The following is an 18,606-nucleotide window of genomic DNA, read 5'->3' as shown; positions in this document are numbered from 1 at the left end:
TCGAACAGCCTTTGGCGGACTCGGTCCGCTTAAATGCCGATGTTACACAAAAATACTCAGATTCCCTAATCTTTTTAAAAAGAATATTAGTTGAAAATGTTTTTATTGTTCATACTAAGATTATTCTCGTGTTTTTTAATCGGTAATGCTATTATAAATAAAGGTACGTACAACTAAGTTGTGAAGGAGTAATGATACATATGAATAACATTGCAAAACTGATTGATCATACTGCACTTAAGGCTGATACAACAAAGGAGCAAATCCTAAAATTATGTTCAGAAGCAAAGGAATATGTTTTTGCCTCTGTTTGTGTTAACCCAACTTGGGTCAAAACAGCTGCTGAACAACTAGCTGGAACTGAAGTGAAGGTTTGTACGGTTATTGGATTTCCATTAGGTGCAAACACACTAGAAACAAAGGCATTTGAAACGAAAAATGCAATTGAAAATGGTGCAACTGAAGTAGACATGGTTATAAATATTGGTGCCTTAAAAGACAAAAATGATGACCTAGTTGAACGTGATATCCGTGCAGTAGTTGAAGCAGCTAAGGGGAAAGCCCTTACTAAAGTAATCATTGAGACGAGTCTTTTAACAGAGGAAGAGAAAGTAAGAGCTTGTCAATTAGCTGTCAAAGCTGGTACTGACTTTGTTAAAACTTCAACTGGCTTCTCAACTGGAGGGGCTACAGTGGAGGATATTGCTTTGATGAGAAAAACAGTGGGACCAGATATTGGGGTAAAAGCATCTGGTGGTGTTCGTGATTTAAAAGGTGTTCAAGATATGGTTGAAGCAGGCGCAACACGTATTGGTGCCAGTGCAGGAGTAGAAATTGTTAAAGGTTTAACTAGTACTTCAGAATATTAATATACGACCAAGCCGCTATCAGGCTTGGTCTTTTTTTCGAGATTTATGCCCTTTTATGCATCCACAGAATGAATCCAGACAATAGTCCGACTAAAGGGAGGGCCACTATTGAGGTAAGAATATTAAAAATAACACTTACGTGTGCTAATTGCATATCGGGAAGTGCAGTCAAAGTGGATGCTAATGATCCAAGATAATTTATAAATGGGAAAAATAAAAGCACACCAAAAATGTTTAACCATATATGAGCATATGCAGTTAATTTAGCTTCATGACTTGCTCCGACACTTGCTAGAAAAGCAGTTATACAAGTACCTATATTTGCTCCAAGTACAATAGCAATTCCTGCATGAAGAGTAAGTAGCTCTTCATTAAGGAACCCCATTACGATCCCCGTTGTTGCAGTGCTTGATTGAATAATTGCAGTAAGTATTGTCCCTAATCCAATCCCTAACAACCCATTTTCATTTGTGTGTTCAAAGAATGCATGTACACCAGGTAATAGAGAAATTGGTCGTGATAAATGACCAAATCCTTGCATAGCAACAAATAAACAACCTAGACCAAATAGTATAGCTCCAATGCTAAACAGCTGCCTTTTACTTGAAAGTAAACATAAAAAGCCTATAATTAATAGGGGAACGACAGCATCATATATTTGAATTGATATAAGTTCGGTTGTAATAGTTGTACCAATATTAGTACCGAGGATTATTCCTAAAGATTGCTTAAAAGTCATATATCCTGCTGCAACTAAACCAACTACAATTACCATTACAGCAGAACTACTTTGGATAATCGCTGTAATGACAGTACCCACTAGTAATCCTTTGAAGGGGTTACCTGTAAAAGTAACTAGAAATTCAGTCATTTTATCGCCAGATAAATTATATAAACCAGTTCTCATAACAGTCATGCCAAAAAGGAATATGGCAATAAAAACTGCAAACAAAGATAGCAATTCAATCATAACCTTGTCTCACCTCTTAGAAACATTGTATGGACAAGGTAGAGTATAAATGACTTCTTTCTAAAAACAATTTTAAAGAGGAGGTTCAAAACGTCCGGGAAAAAAAGCTGTCGAATTTCTTCGTCACTCTGACTCTCTGGTCCTTGAGTCATTCGTTTCTCGAACTTCTCGGCTCTTTTTGTCCTCCTTTATGAACAAACTATTATAATGGCAGGTGTTATTAAATGTTAAAAGCAATGAATCAAACAGTAATGCATAGCTACCCAGGTATGGTAGCCCTAGTGACAGCGAAATACAACGACAAACAAAATATTATGGCTGCAGGGTGGCACAGTTACATTTCATATGAGCCTCCAATCTATGGAGTTTCGATTGCAAAGGAACGTTACACATATGACTTAATTGCGAATTCTAAGGAATTTGCTATTAATTTTGTCAGCGCAGAACATGTACATTACATCCAGCACTGTGGGATAACGAGTGGGAGAGATACCGACAAGTTTTCTGAGCTGGGAATTAAGATTCAGACTGGTAAGACCATCTCTGCGCCTATTTTAAGTGAAGCTTATGTAGCATACGAATGTCGTGTAACTAATATTATTCCTCTAGGCGATCATGATTGGATTGTAGGTAATATTACACAATTTTATAAAGATGAGAATAAATTTGCATCAAATGGGTTACCTGATTTCAGCGAAATTTCCATCCCTTTATATCTTGGTAGGTCTAAATACAAGCTTTTAAATAAACAAGATGACACTATTGATTTATATACTAAGGATTAATTAGGTAAAACCCTGTTTCGTAGAATACAGTTGACCTAATTTTAGGGATATATTATAATTGCAAAGTACATGTTTATCTTTTGTCTATTGGAGTATGCTATTTAAATTGTAAAGCAGAAACAAATGACGTAATTTTAACTTTAATTCTAAACATGTGAACATAATGTTTAGCTGTTGTTTTCGGAGGGAGGGATTTAGAATGTCAAAAACGGTCGTTCGTAAAAACGAATCGCTTGAAGATGCTCTTCGCCGCTTTAAACGTACTGTATCAAAATCAGGTACGATTCAAGAAGCAAGAAAGCGCGAATTCTATGAAAAGCCTAGCGTAAGACGTAAGAAAAAGTCTGAAGCTGCAAGAAAGCGCAAATTCTAAAAGAGGGTGTAGTTTATGAGTCTTCTCGAGCGTTTAAATGATGATATAAAACAAGCGATGAAGAATAGAGAAAAAGACAAAGTTACGACTCTAAGGATGATTAAATCCTCACTGCAAAATGAGGCTATTAAGCTTGGTACAGGCGAGTTATCTGAGGAGATTGAACTGACAGTCCTATCTCGAGAATTAAAACAACGTAAAGACTCCCTCCATGAATTTGAGAGCGCAGGTCGCGTTGACCTTGTTGATAAAATTCAATCTGAGATAAAGATTGTTGAAGTTTACATGCCTAAACAATTAGATGAAGAAGAAGTCACTGCTATTGTTAAACAAACAATCGAAGAAGTGAACGCTACTTCAAAAGCTGATATGGGTAAAGTAATGGGTGCCTTAATGCCAAAGGTTAAAGGTAAGGCTGACGGCTCACTCGTTAATAAAATTGTACAACAACAACTTTCATAAGGTTAAAAGCCTTTCAGAATAAAAAGATGGCATCTTACTTTAAGGTAAGATGCCATTTTTTTTATGAGTTAATTGAGATAATTCATACTTAAGGCAATACTATCAATATCATGGTGATTGAATATATGGGTTTCATTTTCCAAGTACACTTTGAGTCTATTTTAAAAAGTAGTGTTATTCGCTAGAATCCACGAGATTCCTGCTGGAGTAGCACGTCAACGGGAGACCCCGCAGAAGCGTAGCGACGAGGAGGCTCCCGGACTGCCCGCGGAAAGCGAGTGGATTCTAGCGAATAACACCTAAATATAAATTAATGATAAAATTCAGAGTGAAAATGAAACCTTCACCCATCTTATTCGTATTACTTTACATAAGTAGAAGAAAATACTATATATAGGGTAAGATGTTCAAATCAGAAAGGAGGGAGTACATGAAGAAATTCCGTTTACTGCTTTACGTAAGCTTAGTTGCATTAGCGATCGTCTTATCTATAAACCCAGCTAATATAAAGAGTAGTCCTGACGGTATAGTATATGTTATACCAGTTGAAGCTACAGTTGAAAAAGGATTATCTGCATTTATTAATCGATCAATAACTGAAGCTGAAGAATCTAGCGCTGACCTTATTGTTTTAGACATTTATACTCCTGGTGGTGTAGTAGCTGCTGCTGGAGATATTGCCAAAAGAATTGTAGCAACTGATATTCCTATAGTGGCTTTTATAAACAATCAGGCTTTATCTGCAGGGGCATATATTGCTCTCAATGCAGATAATATCTACATGACACCGGATGGAAAAATGGGCTCTGCAGGAATTATTACTCAGGATGGTAATGCAGCGGATTTGAAATCACAATCTGCTTGGTATGCCAATATGAAATCAGCAGCTGAACAAAATGGGAGAGATCCATTATATGCTTTAGCGATGGCTGACCCTGATATTGATCTACCAGAGTATGGTGCGGGTAAAGGTGAGTTTCTAACCTTAACAGCATCTCAAGCTGTAGAAGTAAAGTACTCAGAGGGTACTTTTGCAACCTTAAACGAATTATTACATCATCTTGGTTATAAGGATGCCCTGGTTGAGCGAGTAGAAGTTACCTTTGCTGAAAAACTTGCTAGGTTCATTACTGATCCCATCGTGGTCCCAATCTTACTTTCCATAGGAAGCTTAGGATTAGTTCTTGAACTTTATTCACCAGGATTTGGTATTCCAGGAATTATGGGAGCCTCAGCATTATTATTATTCTTTTACGGACATCTTGTAGCAGGCTTAGCAGGATTCGAGTCAATTATCCTCTTCATAATAGGTATTGTGCTAATACTTTTAGAGTTTGTTGTTCCAGGTGGTATTATAGGCCTAATTGGCTTTGGGGCAATTCTAACAAGTTTGTTCATTGCAACAGACGATGTCACACATATGGCAATATCATTATTAATCGCGATTGGGGTAACGACATTGACATCTATTATTCTATTTAAGGTGTTTGGTAAAAAAATGAATATATTTAAAAAGATTATTTTGAAAGACTCAACGAATACTGAAAGTGGTTATGTCTCTAATGTGAACCGAAAAGAATTAATCGGTTTGGAAGGAGTTGCTTTAACTTCGCTAAGACCTTCAGGAACTGCTATTATAAATAATGAAAGACTTGATGTAGTGACAGAGGGTGCCTATATTTTACAAGGCAAAAAAGTAGTAGTTGTAAAAACTGAAGGACATCGCATTGTTGTCCGGGAACAAGAAGAAAAATCAAATGAATAATTAGGAGGAAACAATGATGGAACCAGGTTCTCTTTTAGTATTACTCGCAATAGCTGTTGGAATTATCTTCTTAGCAATCCTTTTTACATTTGTTCCAGTTATGCTCTGGATTTCTGCATTAGCAGCGGGTGTTAGAGTAGGGATTTTCACTTTAATTGGAATGAGGTTACGACGTGTTATCCCAAGTCGTGTTATCAATCCACTTATTAAGGCAGTAAAAGCAGGACTAGATGTAAATACAAATCAGTTAGAGAGTCACTATTTAGCAGGTGGTAATGTAGACCGAGTGATCAATTCACTAATCGCTGCACAACGTGCAAATATTGAGTTAACCTTTGAACGCTCGGCTGCTATTGATTTAGCTGGCCGTGACGTACTAGAAGCAGTACAGATGAGTGTTAATCCCAAAGTTATTGAAACACCTTTTATCGCGGGTGTAGCGATGGATGGGATTGAAGTTAAAGCAAAAGCTAGAATTACAGTACGTGCTAACATTGAACGCTTAGTCGGTGGTGCTGGTGAAGAAACGATTATTGCTCGTGTAGGTGAAGGGATTGTAAGTACAATCGGTTCACAACATGATCACAAAAGAGTTCTTGAAAACCCAGATATGATATCACAAACAGTACTTTCAAAAGGCCTAGACGCAGGTACTGCATTTGAAATCCTCTCGATTGATATTGCGGATATTGATATCGGTAAAAACATTGGTGCTGCACTACAAATTGATCAAGCTGAAGCTGACAAAAATATTGCACAAGCTAAGGCAGAAGAACGTAGAGCAATGGCAGTTGCTCATGAACAAGAAATGCGTGCTCGTGTTGAGGAAATGCGTGCGAAGGTTGTTGAAGCAGAGGCTACTGTCCCATTAGCAATGGCTGAGGCTTTAAAAAGTGGTAAATTAGGTGTAATGGATTATATGAATATTCAAAATATCTCAGCTGATACAGATATGAGAGACTCTATCGGTAAGCTTTCAGATGAGGATGACACTAAAAAATAACGCCTACTTGGCAAAGAATAAGGAGGCAATCTCCTAATGGATATAATGATTCAACAACTAATGGGCGCTATCATTGAAAATATTATTCCTCTTATCTTCATCATTGGAATAATTGTAAATATCTTTAAACGCTTTAAAGAAGGTGGATCAGGCCAAAATCAGCCTCAACAACGTAAGCCGGTGGAACATGAAACGACTTATGAGGAAAATAATGATAGAAGGACTGAGAGAAACCCCTTCGAAACCATGTTCGAAGAACTGGATCGTAAAGGAAGAGAAATCTTTGAACAAATGGACAGAAAACAAGAGGAGCCAAAACCTGAAGTATCCAACCGATTGAATGAGGCTCTATCAAGAATTAACAATCAAGAAGCTTCAGCTCCACAAAGGACTGAAATAAAAAAGGTGGAAACGATTGTTCCGCCTAAACAGAAGAAATCCTCGTCAGGAGCTTTACAGGGGATTTCTAGAAAAAGAGCAGTGGAAGGTGTGATATGGGCAGAAATCCTAGGTCCGCCTAGGTCAAAACGTCCTCACTCTACCTATAGTAGATTAAATAGCAGAAAACAAATATAAATCCTTTACTTTTAGTAATTTGACCTCAGGTCACTTTACAAGTTCTAACCCCTTTTCATTTCTCATAAACATGAGATGAAAGGGGGTTCTTTTTTATGGGCAAAAAATGGCAAAACCGCATGAGAAATTGGATTACATCAAAGATGGAACTACCCCAAGATGTAATGATGGATCTTCCGAGAATTACGATGATTGGTCAAATACATATTTATATTGAAAATCATAGAGGACTTTTAACTTTTTCTGATAAAGAATTACGATTACTACTTAAGCAAGGACAATTGCTAATTAAAGGACAATCTTTTGTAATTAAGACGATACTTCCTGAAGAGATATTACTTGAAGGAAAGATTGACGAGGTTCTCTATATAGACAATTAGACTCTGAGGGGGAGCGAAATGAAGAATCAATGGATGAACTTTTTTTCTGGTAGTGTAAAAATTAAAGTGACAGGTAAAGGTATCGAGCGTTTTCTAAATGATTGTGTAAGAAATGGAATCCCAATATGGGATGTAAAGAAACCATATACTGATTCTTGCACTTGTCATATAAATCTAAGGGACATTTCTAAAATTCGTCCCTTAGTGAGGAAGAGTGACTGCAGGCTTCGTTTTATTGGCAAGAAAGGCTTGCCATTTTTATTTAGGAGAACATTACTAAACAGTGGTTTCTTAATTGGTGCGATATTATTTTTTTCGATTATTACCTTTTTATCTAATATGATCTGGGGGATACAGATTGAAGGGGCAAAACCTGAAACTGAACACCTTTTGCGTAAAGAATTAACAGAAATCGGTGTTCAGAAAGGGAAATTGCAATTCTTAGTAGCGGATGTTGAGTCAATTCAGCGTCAACTTTCAGATAACATTGACGCGATTACTTGGGTTGGTGTGGAGTTAAAGGGGACGACCTATCACTTTCAGGTGGTCGAGAAAAATCAACCTGAGAAGCCTGAATTTATTAGCCCGCGCCACCTAACAGCTAAGAAGAAAGCTGTTATAACAGATATGTTTGTTGAGGAAGGTATGCCTTTAGTTACGGTGAATGACCATGTAACGGAGGGGCAGGTCTTAGTATCGGGGATTATCGGAAAAGAGGGCCAAACGAAGATTGTACCTGCTCGCGCTAAAATTTTTGGCGAAACATGGTACAAGTCAGAGGTAATGGTAGAACTTACAACGAAATTTTATGTGTTTACTGGTAATTATAAAACTAAACATTATTTAAAGTTTTGGAATTGGTCTTTACCAATTTGGGGTTTCGGTAAGAATGAATTTAAAAGCTTTGAAACGGAAACACATGAGAAACCAATACGTTTTATTAAGTGGAACTTACCTATTGCTTATACTAAAATTACCAGCAGAGAAAACGAAGAAGTTGAAAGAACGTATACTGTGGAACAAGCAAAAGAAGTGGCAAAACAGTATGCAAAAAACAAATTAGAGGAAGAGTTAGATGAGGATGCAAAAATAAAAGGTGAAAAAGTTTTGCACCAATCTCATGAGAATGGTAAAGTAAGGTTATCAATACATTATCAGGTAATCGAAAATATTGTCACTTCAATACCATTAGTTCAAGGAGACTAAAGGATGTCAGAAGACTTAATCACAATAAATCAATTAGAGAACCCAAATGAAGCAATTGCTCTTTTTGGAACCAATGATGTAAACTTAAAGCGTATCGAGGAAGAGTTAGAAGTAACCATTGTAACAAGAGGTGAAGCTGTTAGCGTCTCTGGTGACTCTGACAAAACAAAGCTCGTCGAAGAGATCCTTAACTGCTTATTAGCGGTTATTCGTAAGGGCATTTCAATCACTGAACGTGATGTCTTATATGCCATTCAAATGGCTCAGGCTGAAAAGCTAGATTATTTCCAAGAACTATACCAAGAAGAAATAACTAAAAATGTTAAAGGTAAATCTATTCGTGTAAAAACCTTAGGTCAAAGACAATATGTTGGAGCTATTAAAAATAATGATCTAGTGTTTGGAATTGGTCCTGCAGGTACAGGTAAAACATACTTAGCAGTAGTCATGGCGGTTGCTGCATTAAAAAACAGCAACGTCAAAAAAATCATTTTAACTCGACCAGCTGTTGAAGCCGGTGAGAGTCTTGGATTCCTTCCTGGGGATTTAAAGGAAAAAGTAGATCCTTATTTAAGACCTTTATATGATGCTTTGCATGATGTATTAGGACAAGAGCATACACTTCGTCTACTTGAAAGAGGAACTATTGAAATTGCTCCACTTGCCTATATGAGAGGTAGGACACTCGATGATTCATTTGTTATATTAGATGAAGCGCAAAATACAACATCAGCACAAATGAAAATGTTTTTAACAAGACTTGGTTTTGGTTCAAAAATGGTGATCACTGGTGACATTTCTCAGGTTGACCTCCCTAAAGGAGTTAAATCTGGGCTAACGATAGCTAAGGATGTACTAAAAGGTGTAAATGGTGCTTCGTTTATCTTTCTAGAACAAACGGATGTTGTTCGTCATCCATTAGTTGCAAAAATTATTGACGCATATGATAAAGCTGAGAATTGACCGCTCGAGACCCATCTTCATGTATGGGTCTTTTTTTCCATAATGGATGAATATACATAGACGCTAGCTATAAGGAGGTATAAGAGAATGAGTAGTAAATACTTTAGCCATGTTCATCGAATAATAGATATACTTAAAAGATTTCGTTTCCTCCATATCGTCATATACTCTATACTTGCAACTGTCATGTACATTGCCATGTTTAGTAATGTAAAGCCCGAACAGCTAAATCTAGACCTGTTTACTGTTTCTGAAAATACAATACGTTCTCCTATTACGATTGAAGACAAAGTAAGCACTGAAAAGAAACAGAAAAAAGCTGCAGATGAAGTTGAGGATGTCTATACTTTAAAAAGGGAATATGCCCAAAATCGGATTGATTTAGTAAGATCGATCTTTTCATCTGTAGATGAAGTAAATGAGGAAATCATAGAAGAATATGAGCTGAAAAACAGTGAATTAGAAAAAGCTCAAGCTGGAGAAGAGGGTGGGCAAAATGATGTTAAGCCATTAGTTCCTACAACTTCTGAAAAGCTAGTTAGATTGAAATCAATACTCCCCTCAGATCTATCTAAGGATTTATCGGATGAGTTATTAATTACACTTTTAAATGCGAAACCAGAACATCTCGTTCGTGCAAAGGATGCTACAGTTACAGCTGTAAATAATATAATGAACAAATCAATACCTGCTAGCGGGGTTGAAAAAGCTAAAAATAGTGTAGAAACTGAATTACAATATACTAGTTTAGATAGTTCCCTAAAGAATTCGATGGTTGAGTTAGCAAAGTATGCTGTGATTCAAAATGTGTACTATGACCCTGTTGCAACTGAGGAAAAACGACAACAAGCCATTGATAGTATTGAGCCAGTTAAAATACTACAAGGCCAAATACTTGTAGAAGAAGGTCAATTGATTAGTAGAGAGATTTATAAACAACTTGAATTTGTAGGTTTAATTGATACAGAGAACTCGGTTCAACCTTTTTTAGGATTAGGACTTATAGTCACCCTTCTTATAGCGCTTATTATTTATTACTTTTTAGAAGGAATACCTAAAAATAGAAATAGAAATACTTATTTATTAATTTATGGTTTAATTTTTACACTGACAATCCTATTCATGAAGATGATAAGCTTATTTCAGCAAATCGAATATTCTGAGATAGGATATATTGTTCCCGTTGCAATGGGGCCATTGCTAGTAAAATTATTAATTAATGAGAGACTTGCTATTGTAACTAGCATTATTTTCGCAATATGTGGAAGTATTATTTTTAATGAAGGTATTACTGGTTCTTTAAATTTTTCAATTGGCTTATATTACTTATTCGCCGGACTTGCAGGCGTATTATTTTTGAGTCAGCATAATCGTAGGTCAAAGATATTACAAGCTGGTCTATTTATTTCACTTATTAACTTTGCTATATTGTCTGCAATTCTTCTAATGAAAAATAGTCATTATTCAAGTATGGAGGTAGGCTCATATATCGTAATGGCTATTGTTTCTGGTATTGTAGCTGCAGTTTTAACAATTGGGTTACTACCATTCTTTGAGGCCGGTTTTGGGATTCTTTCTACGATGAGATTAATTGAATTGTCAAATCCGAACCATCCGTTATTAAGGAAAATTTTAACTGAGGCACCTGGGACTTATCACCACAGTGTAATGGTTGCAAATTTAGCTGAAGCAGCTTGTGAAGCAATTGGGGCTAATGGCTTATTAGCTAGGGTAGCTTCGTATTATCATGATATTGGGAAAACGAGAAGACCTCATTTTTTCATTGAAAACCAGTTAAACATTGATAACCCTCATGATAAAATCGCACCACACTTGAGTAAAAGTATCATTATTGCTCATGCGACGGATGGTGCAGAGTATCTTAGGAATAATAAGATGCCAAAGGAATTTGTAGATATAGCATTGGAGCATCATGGAACTACGCTCTTAAAGTATTTTTATCATCAAGCAAAGCAAAAAGAAGAAGAAGTTCATGAGGAAGATTTTAGATATCCTGGACCTAAGGCTCAAACGAAAGAATCAGCTATTATTGGAATTGCTGATAGTGTAGAAGCTGCAGTTCGCTCATTATCAAATCCAACGTCAGAAAAAATTGAGTCATTGGCTAGAAGCATTATTACAGATAGACTTCAAGATGGACAACTAAATGAATGTGATTTAACACTAAAGGAATTAGATTTAGTATTACATTCTTTCTGTGAAACATTAAAGGGAATATTTCACTCAAGAATAGAATACCCAGAAGCTACGAATCAGAAGGTGAAGAAAGCATGAGATTAGAGATCGACTTTATTGATGAAACACAAGAAGTATCAGAAGAACATATTAATACCCTAACTGGATTATTGAATTCTGCAGCCGCAATTGAAGGGGTGGAAGAGGGTTCAGAGCTATCTATTACATTTGTGGATAACGAAAAAATTCAAGAAATCAATCGTGATTACAGAGATAAAGATCGTCCAACTGACGTGATTTCCTTTGCTCTTGAGGAATTGGGTGAAGGAGAGATTGAAATTGTCGGAGCAGATATGCCAAGAATACTTGGTGATATTATTATTTCGATACCAAAAACGAAAGAGCAAGCCGAGGAATATGGACATTCTTTCTTAAGAGAATTAGGTTTTTTAGCTGTCCATGGCTTTTTACACTTAGTTGGATATGATCATGAAGAGCAAGAAGAAGAGGAAATTATGTTTTCAAGACAAAGGGAAATTCTAGATGCCTATGGACTCAAAAGATAAACAAAAACCAGAATTTCATCGATTTGTGAAAAGCTTTTCTTTTGCAACAGAAGGTTTAATTCATGCAATTAAGAGGGAGAGAAACCTTCAAATCCATCTAGTTATATCTGTTTTTGTAGTTGGTTTGAGTTTTTACTTGAATATTACTAAAATGGAATGGAGCATTATTATTATTCTAATTGGTGGAATGCTCAGCTTGGAATTAATGAATACAGCGATGGAGCGGGTTGTGGATTTAGTGACAAAGGAGTACCACCCTTTAGCAAAAGCAGCAAAGGATGTTGCGGCGGCGGCTGTCTTAGTTTTTGCGCTTATATCAGTTGTTGTGGGGATCATTATATTTTCAGGCTATATTACAAGTTTGTAATAAAGTAGAAAAGAGTTAACTTTTAAATTACACTTCCTGCGATATAATGTAATCCTAGCTAGATGTGTGTAAAATAAAACGTACACCTCTCTTATATTATGAGAGGGAAAGGAAGTTGTACCATGGATAAAAATCAATTAATTCAAGAAGCAAAAGCTGCTATGGAAATGGCATATGTTCCTTATTCGAAGTTTCAGGTTGGTGCTGCCCTTTTAACAAAGGATGGTAAAGTATATAAAGGCTGTAACATTGAGAATGCAGCATACAGCATGACAAATTGTGCTGAGAGAACAGCGTTATTTAAGGCTGTTTCAGAAGGGGATAAAGAGTTTGCTGCTATCGCTGTTATTGCGGATACAAATCGACCAGTTCCACCCTGTGGAGCATGCAGACAGGTTATTTCCGAGCTTTGCGACCCAGAAATGAAAGTTTATTTAACAAACCTACAGGGGCAGGTTCAAGAGTTAACAGTTAAAGAATTATTACCAGGAGCTTTTTCACCGGAGGATTTACATGACAAATAATAACTTTAAGTCGGGTTTTGTATCTATTATCGGTAGACCAAATGTGGGCAAATCAACATTTCTAAACCACGTAATAGGGCAAAAGATAGCCATTATGAGTGATAAACCTCAAACGACCCGAAATAAAATACAAGGTGTATACACAGAGAATAATGCACAGGTAGTTTTCATTGATACACCAGGTATTCATAAACCAAAGCATAAGCTTGGTGACTTCATGATGAAAGTTGCCCAAAATACGTTAAAAGAAGTAGATATTGTATTATTTATGATTAATGCAGAGGAAGGATATGGTCGTGGAGATGAGTTTATCATCGAACGTTTACAGACTACCAACACACCAGTTTTCCTAGTCATAAATAAAATAGATCAAATTCACCCTGACCAACTTTTCTTACTAATCGACCAATATAAAAATCTATATGATTTTAAAGAAATTGTTCCAATCTCGGCCTTACAAGGAAATAATGTGGAAACGTTGCTTAAACAGATTAAAGCGTACTTGCCAGAAGGTCCACAATATTACCCTGCAGATCAGGTGACTGACCATCCTGAACGTTTTATCGTAACCGAATTAATTAGGGAAAAAGCACTGCACTTAACTAGAGAGGAAATTCCTCATTCAATTGCAGTTGTAATGGACTCTATGGAAAAACGAGGGGATGGCAATACAGTCTATATTGGAGCAACAATCATTGTAGAACGAGACTCTCAAAAAGGGATTATTATTGGGAAAAAAGGAAGTATGCTTAAAGAAATTGGTCAACGAGCAAGAGGTGACATTGAAGCGCTATTAGGATCAAAAGTATTTTTAGAACTGTGGGTTAAAGTTCAAAAAGACTGGAGAAACAGAATGACACAACTACGTGATTTTGGCTTTAATGAGGATGAATATTAAACATTCTACAAGTCCATAACAGGTCTAGTAAAAAAAATATCTGCCCAAAACCCTTTTTTAATGGGAAGTTACACATTTTAGCAAAATTTGTGTAACATGATTTATAAAGAAAAGGTCATGATAATGTTAAGGAATTGGATAGATATTGCTACTGTTAAATAACAGAAAGGTGGGGTTTTTATGTTAGATTTTACCTGGAAGGTGTTTAGCAATACAGGTAACATTGATACGTATCTTCTTTTTAAACAACTAGAACAGGAGAAGGAAGAAAGACCCGATATACAGGATGATGAACTAGCAGAAGCTGATTTTCCAATTTCGTGACTACATGCCTTTAAGAATAAAAACAAGCTATTAGAGCTTGTTGGATGGTGACTAGTTTGTTCCAAAAATGTGAAGGCATTGTCATTCGAACAACCGATTATGGTGAAAATAACAAAATTGTGACATTATATACCCGTGAATGGGGTAAGGTTGGTGTTATGGCTAGAGGAGCGAAAAAGCCGAGTAGCCGGCTCGCTTCTATTACCCAGCCTTTTACATACGGTTATTACTTAGTTCAAAGAAGTAATGGACTTGGTGGTTTGCAGCAAGGTGAAATTATTAAAACAATGAGAGGAATTCGAGAAGATATTTTTCTCACTGCACACGCCTCTTACATTGTTGAATTAACCGATAAAGCGACCGAAGATAAAAAGCCTAATCCCTACTTGTTTGAGCTGTTGTACCAAACATTACATTTTATGAACGAAGGTCTTGATTTAGACATACTTACCTTTATTTATGAAATGAAAATGCTGCAAGTCCTAGGATTACATCCTGTTTTAGACAGATGCTCAGCATGTGGAAGCACAGATGGCCAATTCTCTTTTTCAATCCGAGAAGGTGGCTTCCTCTGCCACAGATGCCTTCAAATTGACGCACACCATCTAAAAATATCCCAATCTACAGTAAAATTACTAAGAATCTTTTATTACTTTGACCTAAACAGACTGGGAAAAATAGATGTAAAAGAAGAAACAAAATCAGAAATAAAAAAAATTATTAGCACCTACTACGACGAATACTCTGGATTATCTCTAAAATCTAAACGATTCCTAAACCAAATGGACCATCTTCGTAATTCATTTTAAGTAAAAGCTTTTTTACTGAAGAGTGTTGTACCTATGTATTTACGGAGAGTGGATTGGAGCGGAAGGCATTGACTCCTGCGGGAGATAGAGGAAAGGTCGAGGAGGCTCGACTTCCTCCCCGATGGGAATTCGCTCTTGAAAAAGCCAGCAGTTGGGCTTTTTCATAATTCCCCGCGGAAAGCAAGTGCCTGCAGCGCAAAGAAACGGTGTAAGTTAAAAGTTTAGACATTTTTCAAGAAAAAGTTGACAACATACTCAAAAATGTTTTAAGCTATTTAAAAAATAAAACACGTAGAAGGAAAGTAGTACTTATTGCCGTCTATAAAAGCGAACCTAGGATAGTGTAAGCTAGGGTATAGACAAATAACGAAGGCGTTCTGGAGTGTTTACTCTTATAAAAGAGGCTTACCTTTTTAGGTGGCAAATAGGGTGGAACCGCGGGTAACTCTCGTCCCTATGTCTATTGCAGGCATAGAGCGAGAGTTTTTTATTTGTACATAAAAAGAATTTAAACTAGTTAACTACACTCGGAGGTGTACTGAAATGAATATTCAAGATATGATACTAACTCTTCAAAAGCACTGGTCAGATCAAGGTTGTATTCTAATGCAGGCATATGATGTGGAAAAAGGTGCGGGTACAATGAGTCCCTATACGTTTTTAAGAAGTCTAGGACCAGAGCCATGGAATGTAGCGTATGTAGAACCTTCTCGTCGACCAGCTGATGGCAGATATGGTGAAAATCCAAATCGTCTGTATCAGCATCACCAATTTCAAGTTATTATGAAACCGTCTCCTGATAATATTCAAGAACTATATCTTGATTCCCTAAAGGCTTTAGGTATTGATCCACTTCAACACGATATTCGATTTGTTGAAGATAACTGGGAAAACCCTTCATTAGGCTGTGCAGGTTTAGGTTGGGAAGTATGGTTAGACGGAATGGAGGTTACACAGTTTACCTATTTCCAACAAGTAGGAGGAATTGAATGTAAGCCAGTTTCAGTTGAAATTACGTATGGAGTAGAGAGGTTAGCTTCCTATATCCAAGATAAAGAGAATGTATTTGATTTAGAATGGACAAATGGTTTCACAGTTCGTGACATTTTCCTTCAACCGGAACACGAGCATTCGAAATATACGTTTGAGACATCTGATACTGAGATGCTTTTTAACTTATTTACGATTTACGAAAAAGAAGCACACCGTCAGATGGACGAAGGTCTTGTCCACCCTGCATATGATTATGTACTAAAATGTTCTCACACCTTTAACCAACTGGATGCCAAAGGTGCGATTTCAGTTACGGAGCGAACAGGATATATAGGTAGAGTAAGAAATTTAGCAAGAAAGGTTGCTCAAACCTTCTATCAAGAACGTGAAAAGCTTGGATTCCCAATGTTAAAAAACGAGGAGGGGAACACAAATGAATAACCGTGATTTGCTTTTAGAAATAGGATTAGAGGAAATGCCTGCTAGGTTTGTAACAGATGCAATGAATCAATTATCCTCTAAGTTAACAAATTGGTTTATGGAAAAGAATATTTCTTTTGACCAGGTGCATAGCTTTTCAACACCTAGAAGACTGGCAGTACTTGTAACTGGTGTTGCTGAAAAACAACAAGATGTTGATACTGAGGCAAAAGGACCGGCAAAAAAGATTGCTTTGGATGACAATGGAGAGTGGACAAAAGCTGCAATTGGATTTGCAAGGGGGCAAGGTGCTTCTGTTGAGGATATCTACTTTAAAGAAATAAATGGAGTAGAGTATGTGCATGTCAGAAAATTTGTTAAGGGTCTAGATACAAAAGATACGTTAAACGAGTTAGCTCAGCTTATTAGAGAGATGAGTTTCCCAAAGAATATGCGTTGGGGAAATGAAGATCTTAAGTTTGTAAGACCTATCAAATGGGTGGTAACTCTATTTGGTAATGAAATTATACCTTTGACAATTTCGACTGTTACAAGTGACCGTAAAACATGGGGACACCGATTCCTTGGTGAACAAATTGAGCTTCAGAACTCATCAGACTATGAAAAAGCGATGCTTTCACAGTATGTTATTGTAGATTCATTGGAAAGAAAAGAAGCAATTGTTAATCAAATTAAGAGCTTAGAGTTTGATAATAACTGGATTGTTCCAATTGATGAAGATTTACTTGAAGAGGTAAATAATTTAGTTGAATATCCAACAGCTTTATTTGGTAAATTTGAGGAGGAATTCTTAGGTTTGCCAGAAGAAGTGCTAATTACTTCAATGAAAGAACATCAACGTTATTTTCCAGTAAAAGATCAAAATGGTAAATTATTGCCGTATTTTATAACCATTCGAAACGGTGACCATAAGCACATTGAAACAGTTGCAAAGGGAAATGAAAAAGTTTTACGAGCAAGACTTTCTGATGCTGACTTCTTCTATAAAGAAGATCAAAAGTTAAAAATTGATGTTTTAGTTAAAAAGCTTGACTCAATTGTTTATCATGTGGAATTAGGCTCAATAGGTGATAAGGTACGTCGTGTAAAGGAGCTTTCAGTGACACTCTCTTCACTAGTAGGACTAAGTGATGATGAATTAAGTAAGGTAGAGAGAGCAGCTGAAATTTGTAAGTTTGACTTAGTTACTCATATGGTTTATGAATTTCCTGAGCTACAAGGCTTTATGGGAGAGAGATATGCAAAACTAAGTGGTGAAAATGATGAAGTAGCACTAGCTATTAACGAGCATTATATGCCACGTCACTCAGAAGATACAGTGCCGACTTCTCATACGGGTGCAATTGTAAGCATAGCAGATAAGTTAGATACGATTATTGGTTGCTTCTCCATCGGCTTAATTCCTACAGGCTCCCAGGATCCTTATGCACTTCGCAGACAGGCAGCTGGAATTGTTCAAATTCTGTTAGATAAGAATTGGGATATATCATTAGAAGTTCTATTACAAACAGCATTAGAACAATTTAATCAACAGCAAAAAGGCAAACGTGAAACAAATGAAGTCTATGAAGAGTTACTTCAATTCTTTAAGATGAGACTCAAAAATATTCTATCTGATAATATGATACGCTATGATATTACAGAGGCTGTTTTAGGAACAAACCTTGGAAACATCAGCTACTTTGTAAATAGAGCGAAGGTGTTAGAAAAAGAAAAAGAAACACCTTCATTTAAAGGGGCCATTGAGTCACTCAGTAGGGTCATAAATATCTCTAAGAAAGGCACTAAGCTAGAGATTAACCCTTCTCTATTTGCTTCAGAGCAAGAAAAAGAGTTATATGAGAAGTATAATCAAATTGCGAGCCAAGTTGAAACTGCTACGATTAAGAGAGATGCCAATGAGGCATTCGAACTTCTATGTTCACTACAACCTTATATTGATAATTACTTTGATCATACAATGGTAATGGCTGAAGATGAAGTTGTTAAAAATAACCGATTAGCACAAATGGTACATCTTGCTGATATCATTAAATTATTTGCAGATACAAATGCAATTCTTGTAAAATAAAATGAACAATAATGGAGCCTGCTATCAGGCTCCATTTATTTTTTTTGCAATTCAATGTATTCTTA

General features: G+C 36.4%; 20 protein-coding genes. 19 read left to right on the top strand and 1 reads right to left on the bottom strand.

Annotated elements, in window-relative coordinates:
• Positions 1 to 200: 200 nt before the first annotated feature.
• The gene (gene deoC / locus J2Z26_RS12540) at positions 201 to 869 is read left to right on the top strand and encodes a deoxyribose-phosphate aldolase (protein WP_193535498.1); all 669 of its coding nucleotides are present in this window, start codon (positions 201 to 203) and stop codon (positions 867 to 869) included.
• A 43-nt stretch (positions 870 to 912) separates the two neighbouring features.
• Here the strand turns inward: deoC and J2Z26_RS12535 are convergent, their stop codons facing one another.
• Positions 913 to 1,839 (bottom strand): Na/Pi symporter, encoded by a 927-nt coding sequence (locus tag J2Z26_RS12535; protein WP_193535497.1) that lies wholly within the window; start codon positions 1,837 to 1,839, stop codon positions 913 to 915.
• A 224-nt stretch (positions 1,840 to 2,063) separates the two neighbouring features.
• Here J2Z26_RS12535 and J2Z26_RS12530 point away from each other — a divergent pair, with 224 nt between their 5' ends.
• The 18 genes from J2Z26_RS12530 (at position 2,064) to glyS (ending at position 18,541) form a co-directional block, all read left to right on the top strand.
• The gene (locus tag J2Z26_RS12530) at positions 2,064 to 2,624 is read left to right on the top strand and encodes a flavin reductase family protein (RefSeq protein WP_193535496.1); all 561 of its coding nucleotides are present in this window, start codon (positions 2,064 to 2,066) and stop codon (positions 2,622 to 2,624) included.
• 199 nt (positions 2,625 to 2,823) lie between these two features.
• On the top strand, positions 2,824 to 2,997 hold the full coding sequence (gene rpsU / locus J2Z26_RS12525) for a 30S ribosomal protein S21 (protein ID WP_193469724.1): 174 nt from the start codon (positions 2,824 to 2,826) through the stop codon (positions 2,995 to 2,997).
• A 15-nt stretch (positions 2,998 to 3,012) separates the two neighbouring features.
• Complete coding sequence (locus J2Z26_RS12520) at positions 3,013 to 3,459, top strand: GatB/YqeY domain-containing protein (RefSeq protein WP_193535495.1); 447 nt, start codon at positions 3,013 to 3,015, stop codon at positions 3,457 to 3,459.
• Positions 3,460 to 3,889: 430 nt separating this feature from the next.
• Entirely contained in the window at positions 3,890 to 5,224 is a 1,335-nt protein-coding gene (locus J2Z26_RS12515) for an NfeD family protein (RefSeq protein ID WP_193535494.1), read from the top strand.
• A 16-nt stretch (positions 5,225 to 5,240) separates the two neighbouring features.
• Complete coding sequence (floA, locus tag J2Z26_RS12510; protein WP_193535493.1) at positions 5,241 to 6,227, top strand: flotillin-like protein FloA; 987 nt, start codon at positions 5,241 to 5,243, stop codon at positions 6,225 to 6,227.
• A gap of 36 nt (positions 6,228 to 6,263) precedes the next feature.
• Positions 6,264 to 6,803, top strand: a complete 540-nt coding sequence (locus tag J2Z26_RS12505; RefSeq protein WP_193535492.1) for a hypothetical protein — start codon at positions 6,264 to 6,266, stop codon at positions 6,801 to 6,803.
• 95 nt (positions 6,804 to 6,898) lie between these two features.
• Positions 6,899 to 7,183 (top strand): sporulation protein YqfC, encoded by a 285-nt coding sequence (gene yqfC, locus J2Z26_RS12500; protein ID WP_193535491.1) that lies wholly within the window; start codon positions 6,899 to 6,901, stop codon positions 7,181 to 7,183.
• 18 nt (positions 7,184 to 7,201) lie between these two features.
• Positions 7,202 to 8,389 (top strand): sporulation protein YqfD, encoded by a 1,188-nt coding sequence (yqfD, locus tag J2Z26_RS12495; protein WP_193535490.1) that lies wholly within the window; start codon positions 7,202 to 7,204, stop codon positions 8,387 to 8,389.
• A gap of 3 nt (positions 8,390 to 8,392) precedes the next feature.
• A complete protein-coding gene (locus tag J2Z26_RS12490) occupies positions 8,393 to 9,352 on the top strand; it encodes a PhoH family protein (protein WP_193535489.1) in 960 nt (319 codons plus the stop codon).
• Between the two features lie 87 nt (positions 9,353 to 9,439).
• Positions 9,440 to 11,647 carry an HD family phosphohydrolase gene (locus J2Z26_RS12485; RefSeq protein ID WP_193535488.1) on the top strand — a complete coding sequence of 736 codons (2,208 nt, stop codon included), beginning with the start codon at positions 9,440 to 9,442 and terminating at the stop codon, positions 11,645 to 11,647.
• Positions 11,644 to 12,114 (top strand): rRNA maturation RNase YbeY, encoded by a 471-nt coding sequence (ybeY, locus tag J2Z26_RS12480; RefSeq protein WP_193535487.1) that lies wholly within the window; start codon positions 11,644 to 11,646, stop codon positions 12,112 to 12,114. The genes J2Z26_RS12485 and ybeY overlap by 4 nt, the downstream gene beginning before the upstream one ends.
• Positions 12,092 to 12,481, top strand: a complete 390-nt coding sequence (locus tag J2Z26_RS12475; RefSeq protein ID WP_193535486.1) for a diacylglycerol kinase family protein — start codon at positions 12,092 to 12,094, stop codon at positions 12,479 to 12,481. Before ybeY ends, J2Z26_RS12475 begins: the two co-directional genes overlap by 23 nt.
• A 122-nt stretch (positions 12,482 to 12,603) precedes the next feature.
• A complete protein-coding gene (locus J2Z26_RS12470) occupies positions 12,604 to 13,005 on the top strand; it encodes a cytidine deaminase (RefSeq protein WP_193535485.1) in 402 nt (133 codons plus the stop codon).
• Positions 12,995 to 13,903, top strand: coding sequence for a GTPase Era (era, locus tag J2Z26_RS12465; protein WP_193535484.1), 909 nt, complete (start codon positions 12,995 to 12,997; stop codon positions 13,901 to 13,903). The genes J2Z26_RS12470 and era overlap by 11 nt, the downstream gene beginning before the upstream one ends.
• A 180-nt stretch (positions 13,904 to 14,083) precedes the next feature.
• A complete protein-coding gene (locus J2Z26_RS12460) occupies positions 14,084 to 14,227 on the top strand; it encodes a YqzL family protein (RefSeq protein WP_193535483.1) in 144 nt (47 codons plus the stop codon).
• A gap of 56 nt (positions 14,228 to 14,283) precedes the next feature.
• Positions 14,284 to 15,036, top strand: coding sequence for a DNA repair protein RecO (gene recO, locus J2Z26_RS12455; protein ID WP_193535482.1), 753 nt, complete (start codon positions 14,284 to 14,286; stop codon positions 15,034 to 15,036).
• Between the two features lie 543 nt (positions 15,037 to 15,579).
• Positions 15,580 to 16,470: a glycine--tRNA ligase subunit alpha gene (glyQ, locus tag J2Z26_RS12450; RefSeq protein WP_193535481.1), complete on the top strand. Its 891-nt coding sequence runs from the start codon at positions 15,580 to 15,582 to the stop codon at positions 16,468 to 16,470.
• Positions 16,463 to 18,541, top strand: coding sequence for a glycine--tRNA ligase subunit beta (gene glyS, locus J2Z26_RS12445; RefSeq protein WP_193535480.1), 2,079 nt, complete (start codon positions 16,463 to 16,465; stop codon positions 18,539 to 18,541). The genes glyQ and glyS overlap by 8 nt, the downstream gene beginning before the upstream one ends.
• Positions 18,542 to 18,606: the final 65 nt, after the last annotated feature.

Source organism: Cytobacillus luteolus (assembly GCF_017873715.1).
In the GTDB taxonomy this organism is placed as follows: Bacteria; Bacillota; Bacilli; order Bacillales; family Bacillaceae_L; genus Bacillus_BV; species Bacillus_BV luteola.
This window is presented reverse-complemented; position numbering and strand designations above follow the sequence as displayed.